Annotated in this window: 15 protein-coding genes; 8 read left to right on the plus strand and 7 right to left on the minus strand. The window is 46.3% G+C overall.

Annotated elements, in window-relative coordinates:
* The first annotated feature begins 154 nt into the window (after positions 1-154).
* From QMG91_RS07190 to QMG91_RS07210, 5 genes are all read left to right on the plus strand, one after another.
* Positions 155-1,252, plus strand: coding sequence for a TRAP transporter substrate-binding protein (locus QMG91_RS07190; RefSeq protein WP_004402085.1), 1,098 nt, complete (start codon positions 155-157; stop codon positions 1,250-1,252).
* 156 nt (positions 1,253-1,408) lie between these two features.
* Positions 1,409-1,933, plus strand: a complete 525-nt coding sequence (locus tag QMG91_RS07195; protein ID WP_022550954.1) for a TRAP transporter small permease subunit — start codon at positions 1,409-1,411, stop codon at positions 1,931-1,933.
* Between the two features lie 15 nt (positions 1,934-1,948).
* Positions 1,949-3,232 (plus strand): TRAP transporter large permease, encoded by a 1,284-nt coding sequence (locus QMG91_RS07200; RefSeq protein WP_038123810.1) that lies wholly within the window; start codon positions 1,949-1,951, stop codon positions 3,230-3,232.
* A gap of 135 nt (positions 3,233-3,367) precedes the next feature.
* Entirely contained in the window at positions 3,368-4,723 is a 1,356-nt protein-coding gene (locus QMG91_RS07205; protein ID WP_281829974.1) for a cache domain-containing protein, read from the plus strand.
* A gap of 27 nt (positions 4,724-4,750) precedes the next feature.
* The gene (locus QMG91_RS07210; RefSeq protein WP_281829976.1) at positions 4,751-5,407 is read left to right on the plus strand and encodes a response regulator transcription factor; all 657 of its coding nucleotides are present in this window, start codon (positions 4,751-4,753) and stop codon (positions 5,405-5,407) included.
* Between the two features lie 53 nt (positions 5,408-5,460).
* Here QMG91_RS07210 and QMG91_RS07215 read toward each other — a convergent pair whose 3' ends face one another.
* The gene (locus tag QMG91_RS07215; RefSeq protein WP_281829978.1) at positions 5,461-5,949 is read right to left on the minus strand and encodes a MarR family winged helix-turn-helix transcriptional regulator; all 489 of its coding nucleotides are present in this window, start codon (positions 5,947-5,949) and stop codon (positions 5,461-5,463) included.
* Positions 5,950-6,396: 447 nt separating this feature from the next.
* On the opposite strand from QMG91_RS07215, the gene QMG91_RS07220 reads away from it, so the two are divergent.
* On the plus strand, positions 6,397-7,971 hold the full coding sequence (locus QMG91_RS07220; protein WP_022550940.1) for a BCCT family transporter: 1,575 nt from the start codon (positions 6,397-6,399) through the stop codon (positions 7,969-7,971).
* A 65-nt stretch (positions 7,972-8,036) separates the two neighbouring features.
* Here the strand turns inward: QMG91_RS07220 and QMG91_RS07225 are convergent, their stop codons facing one another.
* The 6 genes from QMG91_RS07225 to QMG91_RS07250 form a co-directional block, all read right to left on the minus strand.
* Positions 8,037-8,762 (minus strand): 3'-5' exonuclease, encoded by a 726-nt coding sequence (locus QMG91_RS07225; RefSeq protein ID WP_022550939.1) that lies wholly within the window; start codon positions 8,760-8,762, stop codon positions 8,037-8,039.
* Positions 8,763-8,773: 11 nt separating this feature from the next.
* On the minus strand, positions 8,774-10,657 hold the full coding sequence (locus tag QMG91_RS07230) for a DUF294 nucleotidyltransferase-like domain-containing protein (protein WP_281829981.1): 1,884 nt from the start codon (positions 10,655-10,657) through the stop codon (positions 8,774-8,776).
* Positions 10,658-10,771: 114 nt separating this feature from the next.
* Positions 10,772-11,962: an amino acid aminotransferase gene (locus QMG91_RS07235; protein WP_281829982.1), complete on the minus strand. Its 1,191-nt coding sequence runs from the start codon at positions 11,960-11,962 to the stop codon at positions 10,772-10,774.
* A gap of 215 nt (positions 11,963-12,177) precedes the next feature.
* The gene (locus QMG91_RS07240; RefSeq protein WP_004400163.1) at positions 12,178-13,680 is read right to left on the minus strand and encodes an HD domain-containing phosphohydrolase; all 1,503 of its coding nucleotides are present in this window, start codon (positions 13,678-13,680) and stop codon (positions 12,178-12,180) included.
* Between the two features lie 271 nt (positions 13,681-13,951).
* Positions 13,952-15,352, minus strand: a complete 1,401-nt coding sequence (gene asnS / locus QMG91_RS07245; RefSeq protein ID WP_038123680.1) for an asparagine--tRNA ligase — start codon at positions 15,350-15,352, stop codon at positions 13,952-13,954.
* Positions 15,353-15,474: 122 nt separating this feature from the next.
* Positions 15,475-17,094 (minus strand): methyl-accepting chemotaxis protein, encoded by a 1,620-nt coding sequence (locus QMG91_RS07250; RefSeq protein ID WP_281829983.1) that lies wholly within the window; start codon positions 17,092-17,094, stop codon positions 15,475-15,477.
* Positions 17,095-17,555: 461 nt separating this feature from the next.
* On the opposite strand from QMG91_RS07250, the gene QMG91_RS07255 reads away from it, so the two are divergent.
* Both QMG91_RS07255 and QMG91_RS07260 read left to right on the plus strand, forming a co-directional pair.
* The gene (locus QMG91_RS07255) at positions 17,556-18,146 is read left to right on the plus strand and encodes a hypothetical protein (protein ID WP_281829985.1); all 591 of its coding nucleotides are present in this window, start codon (positions 17,556-17,558) and stop codon (positions 18,144-18,146) included.
* A complete protein-coding gene (locus tag QMG91_RS07260) occupies positions 18,143-19,318 on the plus strand; it encodes a hypothetical protein (RefSeq protein WP_281829987.1) in 1,176 nt (391 codons plus the stop codon). The genes QMG91_RS07255 and QMG91_RS07260 overlap by 4 nt, the downstream gene beginning before the upstream one ends.
* Positions 19,319-19,355: the final 37 nt, after the last annotated feature.

Here is a 19,355-nt window from a genome sequence, read left to right on the forward strand (position 1 = left end):
TCCGTGCTCTCCCGAATAGGTTAATGCTCTTCAATCAGGCATTGTTGTGATACCCAAGTACTGCTAATGGCACCGAGCCCATTATTCCACTTGGGGAAATTCGCAATCCACACAGGAATGGATTGTGAACAAACACAACATAGGACGTGAAATAATGAGTCTCTTAAAAAAATCAATCCAACGAACTCTTAAAGGCACCTTTGTCGCTGTAGCGGCTTGCGCTGCCTTGGTCACAGCTTCAGCCAATGCTGCCGATAAAGTCTACCGACTTAAGCTAGCTGAAACCTGGGGACCAAACTTCCCGGTATTTGGTGACGCGACTAAAAACATGGCCAAAATGGCTGAAGAAATGTCGAATGGCCGTCTGCAAATCCGAATCGATTCTGCCAACAAGCACAAGGCACCACTGGGTGTTTTTGATATGGTGAAATCGGGTCAGTATGACATGGGACACTCAGGCTCTTACTACTGGAAAGGTAAGGTACCTAATACACTTTACTTCACGTCTATGCCTTTCGGCATGACTCCGGCAGAGCAATACGCATGGTTCTACCATGGTGGTGGTATGGAACTGATGGAGAAAGTGTATTCTCCGCATAACCTGATGTCTTTCCCTGGCGGTAACACCGATATCCAAATGGGTGGCTGGTTCCAGAAAGAGATCAATTCGGTTGATGACCTTAAAGGTCTGAAAATGCGTATCCCAGGCTTTGCCGGTGAAATCCTGGCAGAGCTGGGCGCGAAACCAACAAACATCGCACCGGGTGAACTGTATACATCGCTTGAGCGCCGTACTATCGACGCACTGGAGTGGGTAGGTCCTTCTCTGGACTTGCGTATGGGCTTCCACAAAATCGCACCTTACTACTACACAGGTTGGCATGAGCCAGGTTCAGAGCTTCAGTTCCTAGTGAATAAGCGTACCTGGAAACGTCTGCCAGACGACCTGAAAGCGATTTTGCGTGTAGCGATGAAAACTGCTGCGTACGACATGTACACGCAAGCCACGCACGAGAGCGGAAAGAACTGGTCTTCAATTAAGTCTGAATACCCGAATGTTCAGGTGAAAGACTTCCCACCTCAAGTAATGAGCGCGTTACGTGAAGCGAACGATCGCCTTCTTAAGAAACACGCAGAAAGCAACGAATTGGCGAAAGAGATCCAAAAATCTCAGGCAGACTATCTGAAGCAAGTACGCTCGTGGACAGATATCTCTCACCGCGCTTACCTGAACAGTCAGGCACAACAATAATTATTTTAGGTCATTGAACCAAATGCCGAGGGGTGAACCCTCGGCAAATAGCCCAAGAAAAACAGGGTCTGCAAGGACACTACGCCCCCCAAAGCAGTCGACGTAGCCATTTGCAAGACCCTGCCTCTTCTAGTTTGTCTTTCCAAGGAGTATGGAATGAGAAGCCTAATTTACATGGAGCGACTGTTTAACCGGATCAGCGATGTGCTGGGCTGGGTTGCCAGCATTCTATTTTTACTGCTGTTGCTAAACGTCGTTTACGATGTCGTGATGCGTTATGTATTTAATGACGTATCGATAGCCTTTCAGGAAATGGAATGGCACCTGTTTTCCAGCGTCTTCCTTCTTGGCGTGCCTTATGCGCTAAAAGCAGGAGGGCATGTCCGTGTCGATATCTTCTATGAACGCCTTTCTTATCGCGCGCGCGCCATCATTGATATTCTGGGAACCGTTTTCTTCTTATTCCCGTTTTGTCTTCTTGTTGCCTGGTACGGCATTGACTTCGCCAGAGAGTCTTATGAACTCGGCGAAACGTCGGGCGACCCGGGTGGTCTGCCTTACCGATGGATCATTAAAGCCATGATCCCGGTTTCTTTCTTCTTTATGGCAGTGAGTGGCATTGGATTGCTTCTGAACTCACTGAACAAAATTTTTAATCCTAGTCCAGCCCATACCAGATAACAGGGAAGTAGTTTTATGATAGGAATTGTTATGTTTCTGGTAGCGCTGGTGGCCTTACTATTAGGCTTCCCCGTTGCCTTTACCTTTGGTGGTATTGCCCTGCTATTTGGTGTTTGGGCAGAAGGTCCAGAAATGTTTGCCTTTATGCCGTATCGCATAGAGTCAATCATGCAGAATACAGTGTTAATGGCAGTGCCGTTGTTCATTTTTATGGGGCTGGTTCTGCAAAAAACTCGACTGGCTGAGCAACTTCTTGAAGCCATGGGGCGCTTATTTGGCACCGTCCGTGGCGGTATTGCGATTTCAACCGTGTTGGTTGGAGCTCTATTGGCGGCTTCTACAGGTGTTGTAGGGGCATCTGTTGTCGCCATGGGGCTCATTTCTCTCCCTGTAATGCTCAAATACAATTACGACAAAGGGCTGGCGTGTGGCACTATCTGTGCGTCGGGCACTTTGGGGCAAATTATCCCGCCATCCATTGTATTGATCTTGCTGGGCGATGTTTTGGGTGTACCTGTCGGTGATCTCTTTCAGGCAGCGGTTGGACCGGGCTTAGTTCTGGTTGGTGCGTATGTGGTTTACATTTTGATTTACGCCAAAATGAACCCTGAAGCTGCTCAGCCGATAGAGCGAGATGAATCCATTTCACGCAGAGAAGAAGTCATTGAAGCACTCAAAGCAGTGGTTCCACCGATGGCTTTGATTGTCGTCGTACTGGGTTCCATCTTCGCTGGTATTGCCACTCCAACAGAGTCAGCGGCTTTGGGTGGAGCCGGAGCCATTGTATTGGCGCTACTGTACCGTCAGTTTAGCTGGGCAATGATATACGATGCGTCCAAAGAAACCGTAAAAGTAACGGCTATGGTTTTTGCCATCCTACTCGGTGCAACTGCGTTTTCCATGGCGTTCACCTACACGGGCGGAGACTATCTGGTTGAAGAGTGGATGATGCAGATCCCGGGTGAGAAGTGGGGCTTCCTGATCATCACTATGCTGGTCATCTTGATTTTGGGTTTCTTCATCGACTTCGTTGAGATCTGTTTCATCATCGTACCGATTCTCGCTCCTGTTGCCGAACTTATGGGGATCAACATGGTTTGGTTTGCGATACTGGTTGCGATGAATCTACAAACCTCGTTCCTGACGCCACCGTTCGGCTTTAGCCTGTTCTATCTTAAAGGTGTGGCACCGAAAGGCGTAACCACAAGAGACATATACCGAGGAGTAATGCCGTTTATTGCCATCCAGATTCTGGTACTGGCATCAATTCTGTTATTCCCGTCATTCTATGGAATGTGATCTCACAACTGTTACAGCTCGTTGATTTCGGTAAACAATGGGCGCTAATGTCAGCCTCTGATACATTCAGAGGCTGATTGTATTCGTGAACCCCCATGGACGTATCGCTGACGCATTGGGTGAGAGAGGGAGCTTATGCCTCTTAGAGCCAAACTGATATTACTCACCTTATTACCTCTGATTTTGGTTACAGCCAGTATCAGTTGGATCTCGATTCACCAAACTAAAGCGTTGGGTGTGAAAGAAATCGAAACGCTTCGAACCAGCTTGATACGGTCTAGAGAAAACGCATTAAAAGACAAGTTGGATCTTGCCTTTGATGCCATCCACCATGTCTACGCCAACGATGAGTTGAGTGAAGAAGACGCCAAACATCAGGTGAAGCAGATCCTTACGCGCTTAAGATACGGCTCGGACGGGTATTTTTTTGCTTACGACAAAAATGGCGTCAATCTTGTTCACCCCATTCTTCCAGAGCTGATCGGGCAGAACCTGATCAATATGCAGGATGAAAACGGTAACTTTCTGATTGTTTCTTTGATAGAGCAGGCAAGAAGCGGAGGCGGGTTCGCTCATTACCTATGGCAAAAACCGTCGACGGGTGAAATAGTGCCTAAGCTCAGTTATGCAGCGTGGTTGCCTAAGTGGGAATGGATGGTTGGAACAGGGCTTTACATCGAAGATATTCATCTCGAAGTCGCTCAGATGGAAGATTCTATCAACCAGAACATCGAAGCCACTTTTATCAGTACCATGTCGATTCTGAGTGTTACGGTTGCTGTGATTGTCGTGCTGACATTAGCGGTGAACTGGCACGAACATCGAATTGCAGACAAAAACCTGAAAGAGCTGGCCCACAAAACGGTCATGTTTCAGGAAGACGAAAAAAAGCATCTGGCGAGAGAACTGCACGACGGTATCAACCAGCTTCTGGTTTCGTGTAAATGTCACCTGGAGCTGCTGGCACATAAATTAAAGCAGAAAGAACCTAATATCGACGAAAGAGCACTGGCGCATTTGGATAAGTCCCAAATGTCGATGCTGACTGCGATCAATGAAGTACGTCGGATTTCCCATAACCTGAGACCGAGTTCATTGGACGACATAGGCTTGCAGGCCGCTCTCGAAACCTTGCTTCAGGATTTTCGCGAGCACGCTCAGATTCCAGTGGAATACGAGATCGACAAATCCATGTCGAAAATGAATTCCGAAGTGGTTACAACATTGTATCGAGTGGTTCAGGAATCGCTCACTAACATAGAGAAACATGCGTACGCCAACCGAGTCGAAGTGGTGGTGCATCAGCTTGGTGAACAAATTCAGCTAATGATTCGAGATGACGGGCGAGGGTTTTCAGTCAGTGATACCATGAGGGCAAAAGGGATCGGATTGCGAAATATGCGAGAAAGAGTCGAATTTATCGGAGGAGATTTTGAACTCTTTAGCGAACCCAACTACGGTACAGAAATAACGGTTTTGATTCCGGCGTAATTAAGATAGAAAACTGGACAACATGGAATGCAAAAAGCAGTAAGCCAAGGTAAGGCGATAAACATAGTAATTGTGGATGATCATCAGGTAGTACTGGATGGTTTCCTCGCCCGGCTAGAAATGGAAGATGAAATTAACGTGGTCGCGACCGCAAGCAATGGTGCAGAAGCCATAGATGCCGTCACCAGAGTGCGACCCGATGTGGTGTTAATGGATGTTAGTATGCCTGTTATTAATGGCATTGAAGCGACTATGATCCTGAAAGAAGAACACCCAAGTGTGAAAGTGCTGATGCTGACAATGCATGACAACCGTGAATACATCATGAAAGTGATGCAGGCAGGAGCTGTCGGGTACATGCTGAAAGAGATTTCGGCAGAAAAGATGGTTCAGGCCATTAAGACGGTGTATCAAGGTTCCACGTACTTTTGTGAGTCCGTTACACAAACCTTGTTCACCCAGCCCATCACCCCCGCGCAGCAAAAACCCAACCCACTAAGCCGCCGAGAAGAAGCGGTGCTTAAATTAGTGGCAGAGGGGCAGAGCAGTAAGAAAATTGCCTCAGCGCTCAACATCAGTTACCGCACGGTTGAAACCCACCGGCAAAACATCAAACACAAGCTGGATCTGCATTCTACCGCAGAGTTAGCGAAATACGCGCTAGAGAAAGGTTTGGTTGACTGAGTCCAAGAGAATCAGAGAATCAGAAAGCGAGTGGTGATTCACTCGCTTTTTCTTTATGGCGCAGGCTGTTCGTTTTTGGTGATACTGCCAATTTCCAAAACAGGCGCAACGTCATAGCTTTCGGCATTCATCATTGAAGACAAACGCTGTACTGAAGATAACAGTAAGCTTTGTTCCCATTCTTCCAGCTTATGAAATTGATCGATAAAGTTGTCTTGCAGCGGAAGAGGAGCTTTTTCCAATATGGCATTACCTTCATCAGTGAGGTAAGCGTGAACTTTACGCTTGTCGCTCATACTTCTGACGCGCTTAACATAACCATTTCTTTCAAGTCTATCCAGAATGGTGGTGGCAGTAGCCTGACTCATATTGGTGTTGTTCGACAGTTCCCGTATGGTCACTTCACCCAGTTCTTTGATGGAACGCATCAATATCAACTGAGGACCGGTTAATCCCAGTTCTTTGCCAAGTTTTTTTGAGTGCAGATCGATTGCGCGGATGATTTGTCGTATCGCAATCAGAACTTCTTCGTGTTTTTCCAAATTCTTTATCCGTACCAGTGTTTTCGGGGGTTATATAAAGCTTTTGCTACACAAGAGTCAACAGCGATGTTCGACTCTTGAGTACTTTGACCGTTTATCTCTTTAAAAGATTACTTGGGTATATACCTGAGTAATCTTTTTGATGCTTTTGTTAAGAAAACAAACGTGTTCCACAAATATCATAAACGCGACGCTCTCTGTTGAGAGTACAAATGTTTAGACTTCAAAACGAATTCTAGTATTGATTGATTTAAAAATAGCCATTCAAATTGAGAAAACTGAGATTTTGGGACGTTTTTTGAGTTATCTCTGGTTTTAAACGGACATTTTCGATAGGGTTTGTGGGTTTTAAAATCAATGAACTGTTACGTTCACTAACCATTCTGGTGAGGAAAGGTTTCGAATAGGTTCAAAATCAACAAACCTGTTAAGGGTTAAAGAGGAGATATGACAAAAGGAATCGACAAGTACAGTATCGATAGTACCGACTACACGGTTGGTCAGGATAATGTACAGAAGTGGGGATTTGATGTTCATAATCCGGTATTTGGGACCAGTGCTGGTCTTATCATTCTATTTTTAGTTGCTGTACTCATCTCAGACGCGGAAACCGCAAAGTCTACTCTGGATGGTTTGAAGTGGTCGATCATTGGTAAATTCGACAGCCTGTTTATCTGGGCGGGGAACATATTCCTGATCTTCTGTCTGGCACTGATTGTGTCGCCATTCGGCAAAATTCGCTTAGGCGGTCAGGAAGCTTCCGCCGATTATTCATTCATGTCCTGGTTGGCGATGTTGTTCGCAGCGGGCATGGGTATCGGTTTGATGTTCTGGAGTGTAGCTGAGCCTGTTGCTTACTTCACTGGCTGGTATGAGACTCCTCTGGGCGTTGAACCAAATACCCCAGAAGCGGCAAAACTTGCCATGGGCGCAACCATGTTCCACTGGGGTCTTCACCCTTGGGCAATTTATGGCATCGTAGCCTTATCGCTTGCGTTCTTTACCTACAATAAAGGGCTTCCGCTTTCTATCCGTTCAATCTTTTACCCTATTCTAGGCGACAGAGCCTGGGGCTGGGCGGGTCACGTTGTTGATGTATTAGCGGTACTGGCAACTCTGTTTGGTCTGGCGACATCCTTAGGCTTAGGTGCTCAGCAAGCCGCGAGTGGTATCAACCACGTATTCGGTGTGGATGGCGGCATTGGTCTGCAGATTGCGGTAATCGTACTGGTAACATTGCTAGCAGTGGTTTCGGTTTTCCGCGGCATTGATGGTGGTGTGAAGGTCATCAGTAACATCAACATGATCGTGGCGTTTGTGCTGCTTATTTTTGTTGCATTACTAGGTTACGCGGTTGCATTTGGTTCTATCCCATCCACTCTGATGGCATACGTTGAAAACATCATTCCGCTGAGTAACCCTCATGGTCGTGAAGACGAAGCATGGTTCCAGGGCTGGACAGTATTCTACTGGGCCTGGTGGATCTCTTGGTCACCATTTGTCGGCATGTTCATCGCGCGTGTATCTAAAGGTCGTACAGTACGTGAATTCATGGTTGCGGTTCTTCTGGTGCCTACTGCTGTTACGTTGATCTGGATGTCTGTGTTTGGCGGTCTGGCGATTGATCAGGTGGTTAATGGCGTTGGTGCTTTGGGTACGGAAGGTCTTAAAGAAGTGCCTCTGGCGATGTTCCAGATGTTTGAAGAGCTGCCGTTTAGCACTCTGCTTTCAGTGATTGCTATTCTGCTGGTTATGGTGTTCTTCATCACGTCATCGGATTCAGGCTCTCTGGTTATCGATAGCATCACCGCTGGTGGTAAAGTGGATGCACCAGTGATGCAGCGTGTGTTCTGGGCATTTATGGAAGGTGCCATTGCGGCTGCGCTACTTTGGGTCGGTGGCACACAAGCCATTCAAGCTCTGCAAGCGGGTGCTATTTCTACGGCACTGCCGTTTACCTTCATCTTATTGCTAATGTGCGTAAGTTTGTTGATGGGTATGAGAACCGAACGTGTTCGCTAGTCACTACCTTTAAAAGCTAGTCACTACATTTAAAAACAGAAGGCTGCCATGTTAGGCAGCCTTTTTTATAACCAGACTTTTTCAATAGGAGTATCAGGAGAGAAATGATGCTGAATCTGAGCCTGAAGCAGCTCTGCTGTTGCCATGGCGTCCGTTAGTGCATGGTGAGGCGGGTAAACAGGCAGCCCGTAACGCTCGCGAGAAGAGCCTAACCGCACTGGCTGACGTTTGTTGCCTTTAAGGCGGTTGAAAATACCCTTGGTATTCATATCCTGCACATAGGATTCAATTTCCATGGTATCCATGACCGGAAACACGATGCCCTCTTCAATCCGGTCTTTTAACGCCGTATCCAAGAATTCGCGTTCGATCTTTCTATAGTGCACAACCACGACCTTCCCAGCCAAGGCATCCAGTACTTCATCTAATACTCTTCTTAAATCGGGTGCATCCAGAATATCGTTGTGAGTGATACCGTGGATCACTACGGACTCTTCCTGAAGCGGTGTGTTGGGGCGAACGATCCAGTGTCTGGCCTGATTGCAGTAAATCCGGTTAAGGTTGAAAGGGACAAGCCCAATACTGACGATGTCGTCTTTTTCAGCGTCTAAGCCCGTCGTTTCAAAGTCCAGGGCGACAAAAGGCACTTTAGACAGAGGAGTATCACCTGACACAATACCAGCCTGATAGAAGTCGTGAAGGCGCTCATCGGTGACAGATTGGGCTTTCTCCTTAAAGCGGCTTTGCCAGTCCGTTTGACCGCCTAAACGGCTATTTCTGAATAAACTCATACCAGCTCCGACTACTTAAAGGTGTTCGCTTGGTAGCGATATTTAAGGAAGTTCTGAGCATTGCTGAGAATCTGGAATGCGTCTTTCAGGTTTCGTCTTTCGAAATCAGACATGTTGTCTGGTTCGATATTGTTGTCCGGTTCGATCTCTGCCTCTACATCTAAAGCCTGATGGCGAATCCGAACCATAGAAATGAACTCCATTGCGTCGCGTAAGTCTTCGGCACGACCATTTGGCAGAATCCCCGCGTCTATGATGTCGTCTAAACGCTCAAAGGAGTTTTGAGAGCGAGAACCCACTGCAAGTGCATGAACGCGAATCAAATCAGCGAGTGGGGCAGTGCCGCGGCGTTTGAGGTTGATGGAGTTTTTATGCTGACCATCTTTTTCCATTACAAAGCTTTTGAAGAAGCCAAGAGGTGGGGTTCGGCTGATAGCATTACGCGCCAGACAGGCAAGGAAGCGATTATTCTTTCTTGCCCTGCGCACTATGTAACCATTGAGTTGCTCTGCCCACTTGGTTCGTCCATACACGCCATCCAGATCGAAGAAGATCGAGCTGTTGAGCAGAGCTTTGGGGTTCGGATCATCAATCCAGTCATTAAAGCATTCTTCCCATTCGCGGCGCGTCATGCGCCACATAGGGTTCGTTGCCATGATGTCTCCGGTGCAGTAGTTGTATCCGCACTGATCTAAGCCATCGCAGACAAACTTCGCCAGCTTTTCAAAGTAGTCGCCGTGCTGATCCGGCTTATAGCTTTCGTCGAGAATAATGGCATTGTCCTGATCGGTGACGATAAGCTGCTCGTCTCTTGCCATGGAGCCTAATGCCAGGAAGCAGTAGGGTACGGGAGGTGGTCCCAGCGTTTCTTCCGCCAGTTCAATGATTCTCTGTTTGAAGCTGCGTCCAATCACCGACATGGCGCTGCCCACCATATGAGAGTTGGCGTCTTCATTGACTAAGCGAACAAAGCTGTCTTTGACCTGCTCGGAAAGGGTCTGCAATTCTTCCATTGTCTGTTGCTGGAAAATACTGCTTACCAGCAACAGGGAGTTCTGAGACTCATAGCGAACAATGTCGGTCGCTTCGATGATGCCAAGAGGCTGCTGGTTTTTCACTACAGGAAGGTGGTGAACGTTGTATCTGAGCATGGTCAGCATGGCTTCGTAAACGTAGGCGTTGTGATCCAGCGAAACTACATCTGTGCTCATCACATCGTAAACCGTAGATTGGGGCGACAAACCCGCTGCCAGTACGCGGGTACAAAGATCTCGGTCAGTGATGATACCTTTAAGAGGGCTGTCATCTTCATCGTTTTCAGCGGTTTCGCGATCAAAAACCAACAGCGAAGAGACGTTTTCTTCTGCCATAGTTTGCGCCGCTTCTTGAATCGACTGATCGGAATAAATGGTGACAGGCTCGCGGGTAATCAAAGTACGCACTTTGGATGTAGTGAGGTCGTTGGCATCACTGGTGTTGGATACCGCCTGACGGAGCCGGGCTGAATCTTCCACTTCAACGAAATCGGCAAAGAGATCGTTTTCATCATATAAGGTCTGAAAGATTGCTTCCGGAATGCAGTAAACAAGGGAGTCTTCAATTGCCGTAACAGGAAAGCGAACTTTGTTGTTTGTCAGCAGACCCATCTGCCCAAAAATGTCGCCTTCATCCAGCCGGTTATAGAGCTCTCCGTTGCGACGATAGACTTCCACAACGCCGCTTCGCACTAGGTATAAATCGTGGATATGATCGCCAAAATGGATGATGGGCGTCCCCTGACGAAAGTAAGATATTTCTATGTTGCTGGCGACTTTATCAAGCAGCTCTTCTGGCAATGCACTGAAAGGAGGGTACTGGGAGATAAAGGATTTTATTTCTATTATTTCTGCTTGCATAGGAGAGCTGACTGTAGGCTTTTTTATTGTTCACCATCCTATAGTAATCAATAAAAAAGACCAGTCGAATGACTGGTCTTTAAAATATATTAATACGTAATGTATCGGTAGCGATTAAAGAACCGCAGCAATACCTTTACAAAGTGGACCCATGTTTTCTTTTGTCATGCCTGCAACACTGATACGACCTGAGCCAACGATGTAGATTGCAAATTCTTCTTTCAGGCGGTTAACCTGATCTTTTGACAGACCAGAGAAAGAGAACATGCCGTTCTGGCGCTCAATGAAGCTGAAGTCCGCGTCAACGCCTTCCGCTTTCAATGTAGAAACGAACAGCTCACGCATTTCTTGAATACGGTCGCGCATTTCTGCCACTTCTTTTTCCCATTCTGCGCGCAGTGCTTCGTCGTTCAGGATGTGAGTAACAACCGCTGAGCCGTGCGCTGGTGGGTTAGAGTAGATAGAACGGATAATGCTCTTAACCTGAGAGAAAGCTGTTGCAGCAACGTCTTCAGACTTAGCGACAAGCGTAAACGCACCAACACGTTCGTTGTACAGGCCAAAGTTCTTAGAGAATGAACTCGCAACCAGAATCTCTGTGTTGTGCTCGGCAAATACACGTAGACCTGCTGCGTCTTCCTCAACACCTTTTGCGAAACCTTGGTATGCAAAATCGAACAGAGGAAGCAGACCTTTTTCCGCACACAGCTTAGCCAGAGTTTCCCACTCTTCTGCCGTTGGGTCGATGCCCGTTGGGTTGTGACAGCAGCCGTGCAGAAGAACGATGTCACCAGCACTTGCCGTTTCAAGATCAGCCACCATTGCAGCGAAATCTTTGTCTTTGGTTTCAGCGTTGTAGTAACCGTATTGAGCTGTTTCTATACCAGCAGCTGTGAATACGCCGTTGTGGTTTGCCCAAGTTGGGTTACTGATCCAGATTTTAGGGCTGTTCAGGTGACGTTTGATGAATTCGCCTGCCACGCGTAGTGCACCCGTACCACCTGGAGCTTGTGCTGTTTTTGCACGTTTAGATGCGACAACATCAGAATCTGCGCCAAATAGTAACTTTTGTACCGCTAAACCGTACTCAGCTGTCCCTTCGATGGTCAGGTAAGATTTGGTTTTTTCTGTTTCAAGAAGTGCAGCTTCCGCTTTTTTAACTGTAGCCAGAACTGGAGTCTGACCTTGTTCATTTTTGTAGATACCCACACCTAGGTTAATTTTTTCTGCGCGGGAATCTTTTTTGAATTCTTCAGTCAGACCAAGGATTGGGTCAGCGGGGGCGGCAATGACTTTTTCAAACATAATCGGCGTCCGTGTTGATTAAATGGGAAAGGTATAAATATACGCTAGTTATACCTTTCCCAGTCACGGGTTACAACCGGATTTCAACAGAAAGTAGTATTTTTCTTTGTTAGGTCGCTCGCAGCTGATCAAGGTCAGAAAAAGCGGGCTAATCTCCTACAAAAACCTAAGATTTTTGCCAGATAAGTCCTGAAAATGCCAAAACTACGTCAACCTTATGCAAATTGCAGATTACCCGTATCAGGATCTTGTTTCGGAGTTTCCTGTTTCATGTCTTTATATTGAGCGGCAATAGCCATAAATTCTTCTTCAATAGCAAGAAAAGCGTCCACGACTTCAGGGTCGAAATGCTTCCCTTTGCCTTCAAGAATGATCCCTTTGGCTTTTTCATGGCTGAAAGCGGGTTTGTATACGCGTTTTGTTATCAATGCGTCATAAACATCGGCCAGCGCCATTAAGCGACCGGACAGTGGAATGCCCTCACCACTTAATGCATTCGGGTATCCTGTACCGTCCCATTTCTCATGGTGGGTCAAGGCGATTTCGCGGGCAACACGAAGAAATGAACTGCTGCCCATGCGCTTTTCGGCGATAGAGAGGGCATCGGCACCTATTTGAGGGTGACCTTTCATTATCTCGAATTCTTCATCTGTCAGTTTACCCGGTTTAAGTAGCACGGAATCTGGAATACCCACTTTACCTACATCGTGCAAAGGTGCCGATTTGTACAGTAAATCTATATAGGAAGGGGTAAGCTGTTCTTTGAGTTTTGGGTGCCCTGAAAGATGAATCGCAAGCGCTTTGACGTATTCCTGTGTACGCAGAATATGAGCGCCGGTTTCGTTGTCGCGCGATTCTGCCAGTGCCGCCAGACTGACAATGGCCACGTCTCGTGTGGTTTTCACTTCGTCTTGTGAGTCTTGCAACGAATCGAGCATTTGGTTGGTCATTCGTGCCATGGCTCCCAGTTCATCATTCTGGGCAACGGGCAGGCGGGCATCAATATTGCCGTTGGTCACCTGTATCAGAGCTCTTTCCTGGCTGATCAGGATTTGCTTCATCAGCTTCGCCCAGAGCAACATAATGGTAATGGCATAACCGGTTAATACAGCGGAGATGTAGATGAATTCTTTCAGAATACTGAGCTTTCCTGACCCGTCATGCAGCGCTTCCGGTGTGTTTTCCAGCCAGTGGATGTCTTTAAACGCGACCATGCTCATCATGATGGCAAGGGTACAAAGTAGGAGTACAACCAGAGTAATCATCTGCTTAACCAAGGAACGACGTTTGCCCATTAGGTTAAAGCTGGCTTGGTTTTGTTTTAGTAAATCGTTGAAGCTGTTTATCTGATGGCTCAAATGCAAAATACTGCCAGTGAAGAAACCAAACAGAGTCATCCCGAATAGCACCTTGAGATTGCTGTCGTATGGGAAGTCGTAAACTGTGCGATAGAAGAGCGAGAAAGGGACGCTCATAAAGAAAAAGAGTGCGGTGTCCAGCTTGATGTAATTCACATCTTCCTTGTTTACCAAGGATCGGGTAATTGCCATACGTATCACAAACATCACACTGAATACGACGCCAGTATGAACCAGCACTTCTTCTAATGTGAGCGTTTCCAGCATTGGGCAGACACGCCCCCCGTAAATGCCGAATAGCAAGCCGGCAATAGTGTACAGCTTAAAAGTCAATGATGTATTGAAGTCCTGAAATTTCATAGGACAATCCTTTCTGGTTCTGTGACCTGTTTTATCTTTTGTTCAGTCTAGCATTTTAATGAGCTTCTACACTCAAATGACCGCTCATGATGAGCTTTATATCACTACGTTGTATTTATCTAGACCCGATTATGATTCTTTTCATTTCAGCTTACCTAGGGCGCAAGCAAAGCCGGGTATATACCAAAGTCTCTTAAGAACTTTTGGGTATAAGTGCTGAAAATAAAAACGCCACTCCCGAGAGTGGCGTTTTCGATAAGATTAAAAAATCTTAGAAGTTTGCGCTGCGCGGCGTACGTGGGAATGGAATCACGTCGCGAACGTTACCCATACCTGTTACGTAAGAAACCAGACGCTCAAAACCAAGACCGAAGCCCGCGTGTGGCACTGTGCCGTATTTACGCAGGTCGCGGTACCAGCTCATGTGTTCTGGGTCGATACCCATTTCACGCATGCGAGCATCCAGAACGTCCAGACGCTCTTCACGTTGTGCACCACCGATGATTTCACCGATACCCGGAGCCAGTACATCCATAGCAGCCACGGTTTTGCCGTCTTCGTTAGAACGCATGTAGAAAGCTTTGATGTCTTTCGGGTAGTTCTTCACGATAACTGGCGCCTTGAAGTGCTCTTCTGCCAGGAAACGCTCGTGCTCAGAAGACATATCGATACCCCATTCAACAGGGAATTCGAATTCACGACCCGAGTCCAGAAGAATCTGGATAGCGTCTGTGTAGTCTACTTGTGCAAAATCAGAAGCAACGAATTGCTCTAGGCGAGTAATGGCTTCTTTGTCGATACGCTGAGCGAAGAACTCAAGATCGTCGCGGCATTCTGCAAGTACGGCTTCAAATACGTATTTCAGCATGTCTTCAGCCAGCTTTGCGATGTCTTCAAGATCCGCAAATGCCACTTCAGGTTCAACCATCCAGAATTCCGCAAGGTGGCGGCTGGTGTTTGAGTTTTCTGCACGGAACGTAGGTCCGAACGTGTACACTTTGCTTAGGGCACACGCATAAGCTTCTGCGTTTAGCTGACCAGATACCGTCAGGAAGGTCTCTTTACCGAAGAAATCTTCGTTGAAGTCCACGTCGCCTTTTTCAGTGCGAGGCAGGTTTTCCATGTCCAGCGTTGAAACGCGGAACATTTCACCAGCACCTTCTGCATCGGATGCAGTGATAAGCGGAGCAGATACCCAGAAGTAGCCTTGCTCGTGGTAGAAGCGGTGAATCGCCTGAGACAGACAGTTACGTACGCGCGCAACTGCACCGATAACGTTTGTGCGAGGGCGAAGGTGCGCAACTTCACGAAGGTACTCAATTGAGTGACGTGTTTTTGCCATTGGGTAAGTTTCAGCATCTTCAACCCAGCCAACTACCTTCACACCAGTAGCAGCAAGTTCAAAATCCTGACCTTTTGCTGGAGATTCAACAATCTTACCTGTTACTTCAACAGAGCAGCCAGTTGTTAGCTTAAGCACTTCGTCTTCGTAATTATTAAGATTATTTGGGACCACGGCCTGAATCGGGTCGAAACAAGAGCCGTCATAAATGGCAAGGAAAGAGATTCCGGCTTTGGAATCACGACGTGAACGGATCCAGCCTTTAACAGTGACTTCACTGTCTACAGCTAGCTTACCGCTTAGTACGTCTTTTACAGGCGCGTAAGTCATGTTTGTTATATTCTCCATAGAGGTCAAAATACAACCCGACTGAGCGGTTTTTAATCGCTCAGTCGGGTTAGAAATCATTTCTTTAATTTCAACCTGACATATTACCTGTCAATTCATCAGCTTCAACCTTTAATATCGCTTGGCAGGGTAAATTGATTCAGTAATGACTCGAGTTCTTCCGACAAATGTTCAAGATTTAGACTGATCTCTCTCGTTTGACGGGCTGAAGCAGAGGTTTGATCCGCATGTAGGGTAATGGTTTCTATCTTCTGACTAACATTTGTACTAACGGACGTCTGAAGTTTGACCTGCTCCTGAATACTGGTTGCATGCGAGTTTGCCTGTTGCATTTCACTCACGACATCTTTCAGGGTGCATGACAGAGATTCGATAGATTCTGCTCGGGAGTGAGCTTGTTGGCACACCTCATCAACAGAGTTTAAGGATTGAACGCTGCCTTGCTGAAAATCGGCAATGATGTTTTCGATGCTGCCCGTGGCCTCTTGTGTTCGGCTGGCCAGTTGTCGCACTTCATCGGCAACCACGGCAAACCCCCGACCTTGTTCTCCCGCCCTTGCAGCCTCTATAGCCGCATTTAATGCAAGCAGGTTCGTTTGTTCTGCAATGCCCTTTATGACTGAAAGAATCGAAGACACTTCACCGGTTTGTTCGTTCAAGTCGGAGATCATGCCTTTTACTGATTCGATGTCTCCAACCAGGTTCTGAATATCTTCGCTCGCATTGTGTGACTGTGCTGAGCCGGATTTCGCGGTTTCGGTGTTGTGAGTAATCAATGCAGAGGCATCAGTAGTGGCGTTTTCAATGCACTGCTGCTGTTCTTGCAGCTCAGCAATATTCTGATTAACTTCGGCGGTCTCCTGTTGCTGGTTGTTCGCTGCGTGGTCGTTATCTTTTGCCACATTCGTTAACTGAGTGGCGGATTCAGCGAGAGAATGCGAGGTTTTCTGAACCTGCCACATGCTGGACGCCACACTGTCTAATAAATGGTTGATGTCTTTTGATAGCTGACCAACTTCATCCTTTTGCTTTGTATCAAGCCGGATGGAAAGGTCTTTGTTTGAGCTGACCTGTTCCATCAAGCGAGAAGTCATTTTTAGTGGGTTGACCACGATTTTCCTTATCATGCTCAGTGCAATCAAAAAACCGACCGCGGCAATCGCCGTCATGATAGCGACCGCAATAATGGTTCGCTGGCTGATAAGCTGGTTCAGATGGCTTAGGTTATATTCAAGCCTGATGGCACCTAACACTTCGCCTTCTTTCGCCATGTGGCAATTGATGCAGTTTGTTCCGCGATAGTTGTCGCTGGCTTTCATTGGCAAAGCCACCACAATGCCTTTGCCCCAATCCGCAGAGATGCTTTCAATAACGGTTTCTCCGGCTAAGGCACGTTGATCGATGTCGTCAATTGCAGACTGGTTTTCGCCTCCCGCGCCATACAGGCGAGATACGGCTTCTGCTCGTAAAACCCGGACATTTTCAATGCCGTCTTGGGCAAGCGCTTTTTCCCGTAACGTCTCTTTCTGGCTCATGGTGCCAGTGAGCATCATCATGTTCAGGCTGTCGAAGTAGTTACCTGCCTTGTCCAGCAGTTGCTCGCTTAATACCGTATTGATTAAGTTGCGCTGCTGAAAATACTGGTAACCCGTAGAAGATGCCAATACTAAAGTAAATACTGACACCAGCGTGAAAAGCAGTTTATAGGTAATAGACACGTTCATTGGCTGACTTTTTATTTTGATTATTAAATTAATTGAGCAACAGATAATGCTCTGGTGTTATTTTAAGTTAATAAAAAGTTAAGTTGTCTCAGTTTTAATTGTTACTGTGAACTTAGTAATGAATAATTAATATAAATTGATTTAGAACAAATTTATTAAAATATTACCTGACATAAATACTCGGTTATTTATCCATTCTGTTAATATTTTAAAATACAAAATAAATATGATCAGGTTTGGTTTAATTTATCTATTAGACTTTAGTTGATAATGTTTTTGGCGAATTTTAAAGAAAGAGGACAAAGAAACTTAATTAGAATGCGCTAATTATCCTTTCACGTTGAGTGATACTTAGCCGATAAAGCATCGAGTTGCCCTTACGCTGACAAGACACTGACATAGCGCTGGTTTGAGTGCGATAAAACGCAACCTTTCACTTGTTGCTGCATAAGGAAACTGGTATGTCGGAAGAGGTAATGAGGCACGAAACTGGGGTTTCTGCTCATCTGGAAGGTGATAAAATCACAAGTCATGCTTCAAATAGTAAGTTGCGTATATTCTTAATTTTCCTATTTTTTATCCTTTCTGGGTACTACCTTTGGGTGCTGTATTTAATTGCGACCCCACAAGTGAGCCTGTCTTATCAAACCTATTACATGGACACAAGAACACTTTACTGGGGTAGAGATAAAGAAACATTTGCCATTCCTGAGTCGGGCATGGTCAATATTACAGAAAAAAGCCCGCTGCTGACGAGAGAAGGGTGGAGAAAGAAAATAGTGGAGGGACATCGTCCGCTAAATTCTGCCGGAGGATTATTATTTTCTTCCACTCCAGACAAAGCCGAAAGAATAACAATTTCACTGTCGAGAGATGCGTCAGAATTACCCAGAATAGATTTTTATTTGAACGACGTACCATTAGAACCGAATTACTTTAGAAATAAAATTACGCTCAAGTTCTCGATGAACCAATTAAATAAAGAAAATCTAAATTATCTAAAAATAAAGCCTATGGAATCCGTTAATGTTCAGTCGGTGGTGTTCCAATGAGTACAGTTCAACTTGCTAATAAGCCTCTGGTAGACAAAACATCTTCTTCTCTACCAGATATTTCCTTAACCAAAGAAGACTGGATCACCATTGTTTTAGCTGTTCTGGTAAGCCGGATCGTTCTCTATTTCATTGGGTTAGTTGGGGTTGATCTATTTAAAACGGTTGATACCACTGAGCTGACAGCCTGGCAAACAATCTGCCGATTTGATTGCGTATGGTTCAGAAGAATGATCGATTACGGTTACGACCTGTACCCGAAATGGTTGAGTAACAAAAACGCGGCAAACTGGGCGTTTATGCCGGTAACTCCGTTCTTGGGCAAGCTATTGATGCCAATTTTTGGCGACGGAAAAATCACGTTGGTGATTGTCTCTAACCTTGCATTCCTGATCAGCGTACCTGTTTTCATTATGGCGCTGAAACAAATGGGAATCAGTGAAAAAGGTCAAAAGCATGCGATCTGGCTAATGTGTTTTTCGCCGTTTACCGTTTACTCAATGGCAGGGTATGCCGAACCCTTGTTTATCGCACTAGTGAGTGGTGTTTTCCTTTGCGCGTATCGGGAACAGTGGCTTTGGGCTGCCATACTCGGGCTGATAGCCGCCATCACCCGTAATCTGGGCGTGATGCTGGTGTTCTCGTTACTGATCATTGCCATTCAGCATTACGGTTTTAGAAACCTTCTCACATTCAGGTTACCCGCATTGAGAGCGGTTACCACAATTTGGGTAGTTCCATTTGGCTTCTTTGGCTTTATGACCTTCCTCTATTTCCAATCGGGAGACGCTCTGGCTTTCGGGCATATCCAGATAGCGTGGGGGAGGGTTTTTACTCACCCAATAGACTGGATCGAATACGGCTTTGAAAGAGGAGGGTCGAAGCTTTACCTCACACTGGTCGGTCTTGCTGGGTTTGCGATGGTCGGTTACTTGTGCGTGAAAAAGTATTTCGCAGAAGCGATCTTTATGTTTATCAACCTCTACCTTCCATTCTCATCAAGCCTGAATGCGATGCCGAGATACCTGTTTGGGTTGTATCCAGCGTTTTTCTGCATGGTGCTGTTGTTAGAACGTTACCCTAAAGCCAGAACTCCGGTGCTCTGTTCCTTCGCCGCTTTCGCCCCTATCATCACCATTGGGTTCTTCTCGCGAGCGTTCTTTACGCTATAACCGTGTACCCATAACCTTAAATCACCGATACCCGCGT

The organism is Vibrio nigripulchritudo (assembly GCF_027924785.1).
Lineage (GTDB): Bacteria > Pseudomonadota > Gammaproteobacteria > Enterobacterales > Vibrionaceae > Vibrio > Vibrio nigripulchritudo.

Excerpts from the sequence above, each read along its gene's own strand:
- QMG91_RS07190 (WP_004402085.1), top strand. The coding sequence starts at position 155 with ATGAGTCTCTTAAAAAAATCAATCCAACGAACTCTTAAAGGCACCTTT.
- QMG91_RS07195 (WP_022550954.1), top strand. The coding sequence starts at position 1,409 with ATGAGAAGCCTAATTTACATGGAGCGACTGTTTAACCGGATCAGCGAT.
- QMG91_RS07200 (WP_038123810.1), top strand. The coding sequence starts at position 1,949 with ATGATAGGAATTGTTATGTTTCTGGTAGCGCTGGTGGCCTTACTATTA.
- QMG91_RS07205 (WP_281829974.1), top strand. The coding sequence starts at position 3,368 with ATGCCTCTTAGAGCCAAACTGATATTACTCACCTTATTACCTCTGATT.
- QMG91_RS07210 (WP_281829976.1), top strand. The coding sequence starts at position 4,751 with ATGCAAAAAGCAGTAAGCCAAGGTAAGGCGATAAACATAGTAATTGTG.
- QMG91_RS07220 (WP_022550940.1), top strand. The coding sequence starts at position 6,397 with ATGACAAAAGGAATCGACAAGTACAGTATCGATAGTACCGACTACACG.
- QMG91_RS07225 (WP_022550939.1), bottom strand. The coding sequence starts at position 8,762 with ATGAGTTTATTCAGAAATAGCCGTTTAGGCGGTCAAACGGACTGGCAA.
- QMG91_RS07230 (WP_281829981.1), bottom strand. The coding sequence starts at position 10,657 with ATGCAAGCAGAAATAATAGAAATAAAATCCTTTATCTCCCAGTACCCT.
- QMG91_RS07235 (WP_281829982.1), bottom strand. The coding sequence starts at position 11,962 with ATGTTTGAAAAAGTCATTGCCGCCCCCGCTGACCCAATCCTTGGTCTG.
- QMG91_RS07240 (WP_004400163.1), bottom strand. The coding sequence starts at position 13,680 with ATGAAATTTCAGGACTTCAATACATCATTGACTTTTAAGCTGTACACT.
- asnS (WP_038123680.1), bottom strand. The coding sequence starts at position 15,352 with ATGACTTACGCGCCTGTAAAAGACGTACTAAGCGGTAAGCTAGCTGTA.
- QMG91_RS07250 (WP_281829983.1), bottom strand. The coding sequence starts at position 17,094 with ATGAACGTGTCTATTACCTATAAACTGCTTTTCACGCTGGTGTCAGTA.
- QMG91_RS07255 (WP_281829985.1), top strand. The coding sequence starts at position 17,556 with ATGTCGGAAGAGGTAATGAGGCACGAAACTGGGGTTTCTGCTCATCTG.
- QMG91_RS07260 (WP_281829987.1), top strand. The coding sequence starts at position 18,143 with ATGAGTACAGTTCAACTTGCTAATAAGCCTCTGGTAGACAAAACATCT.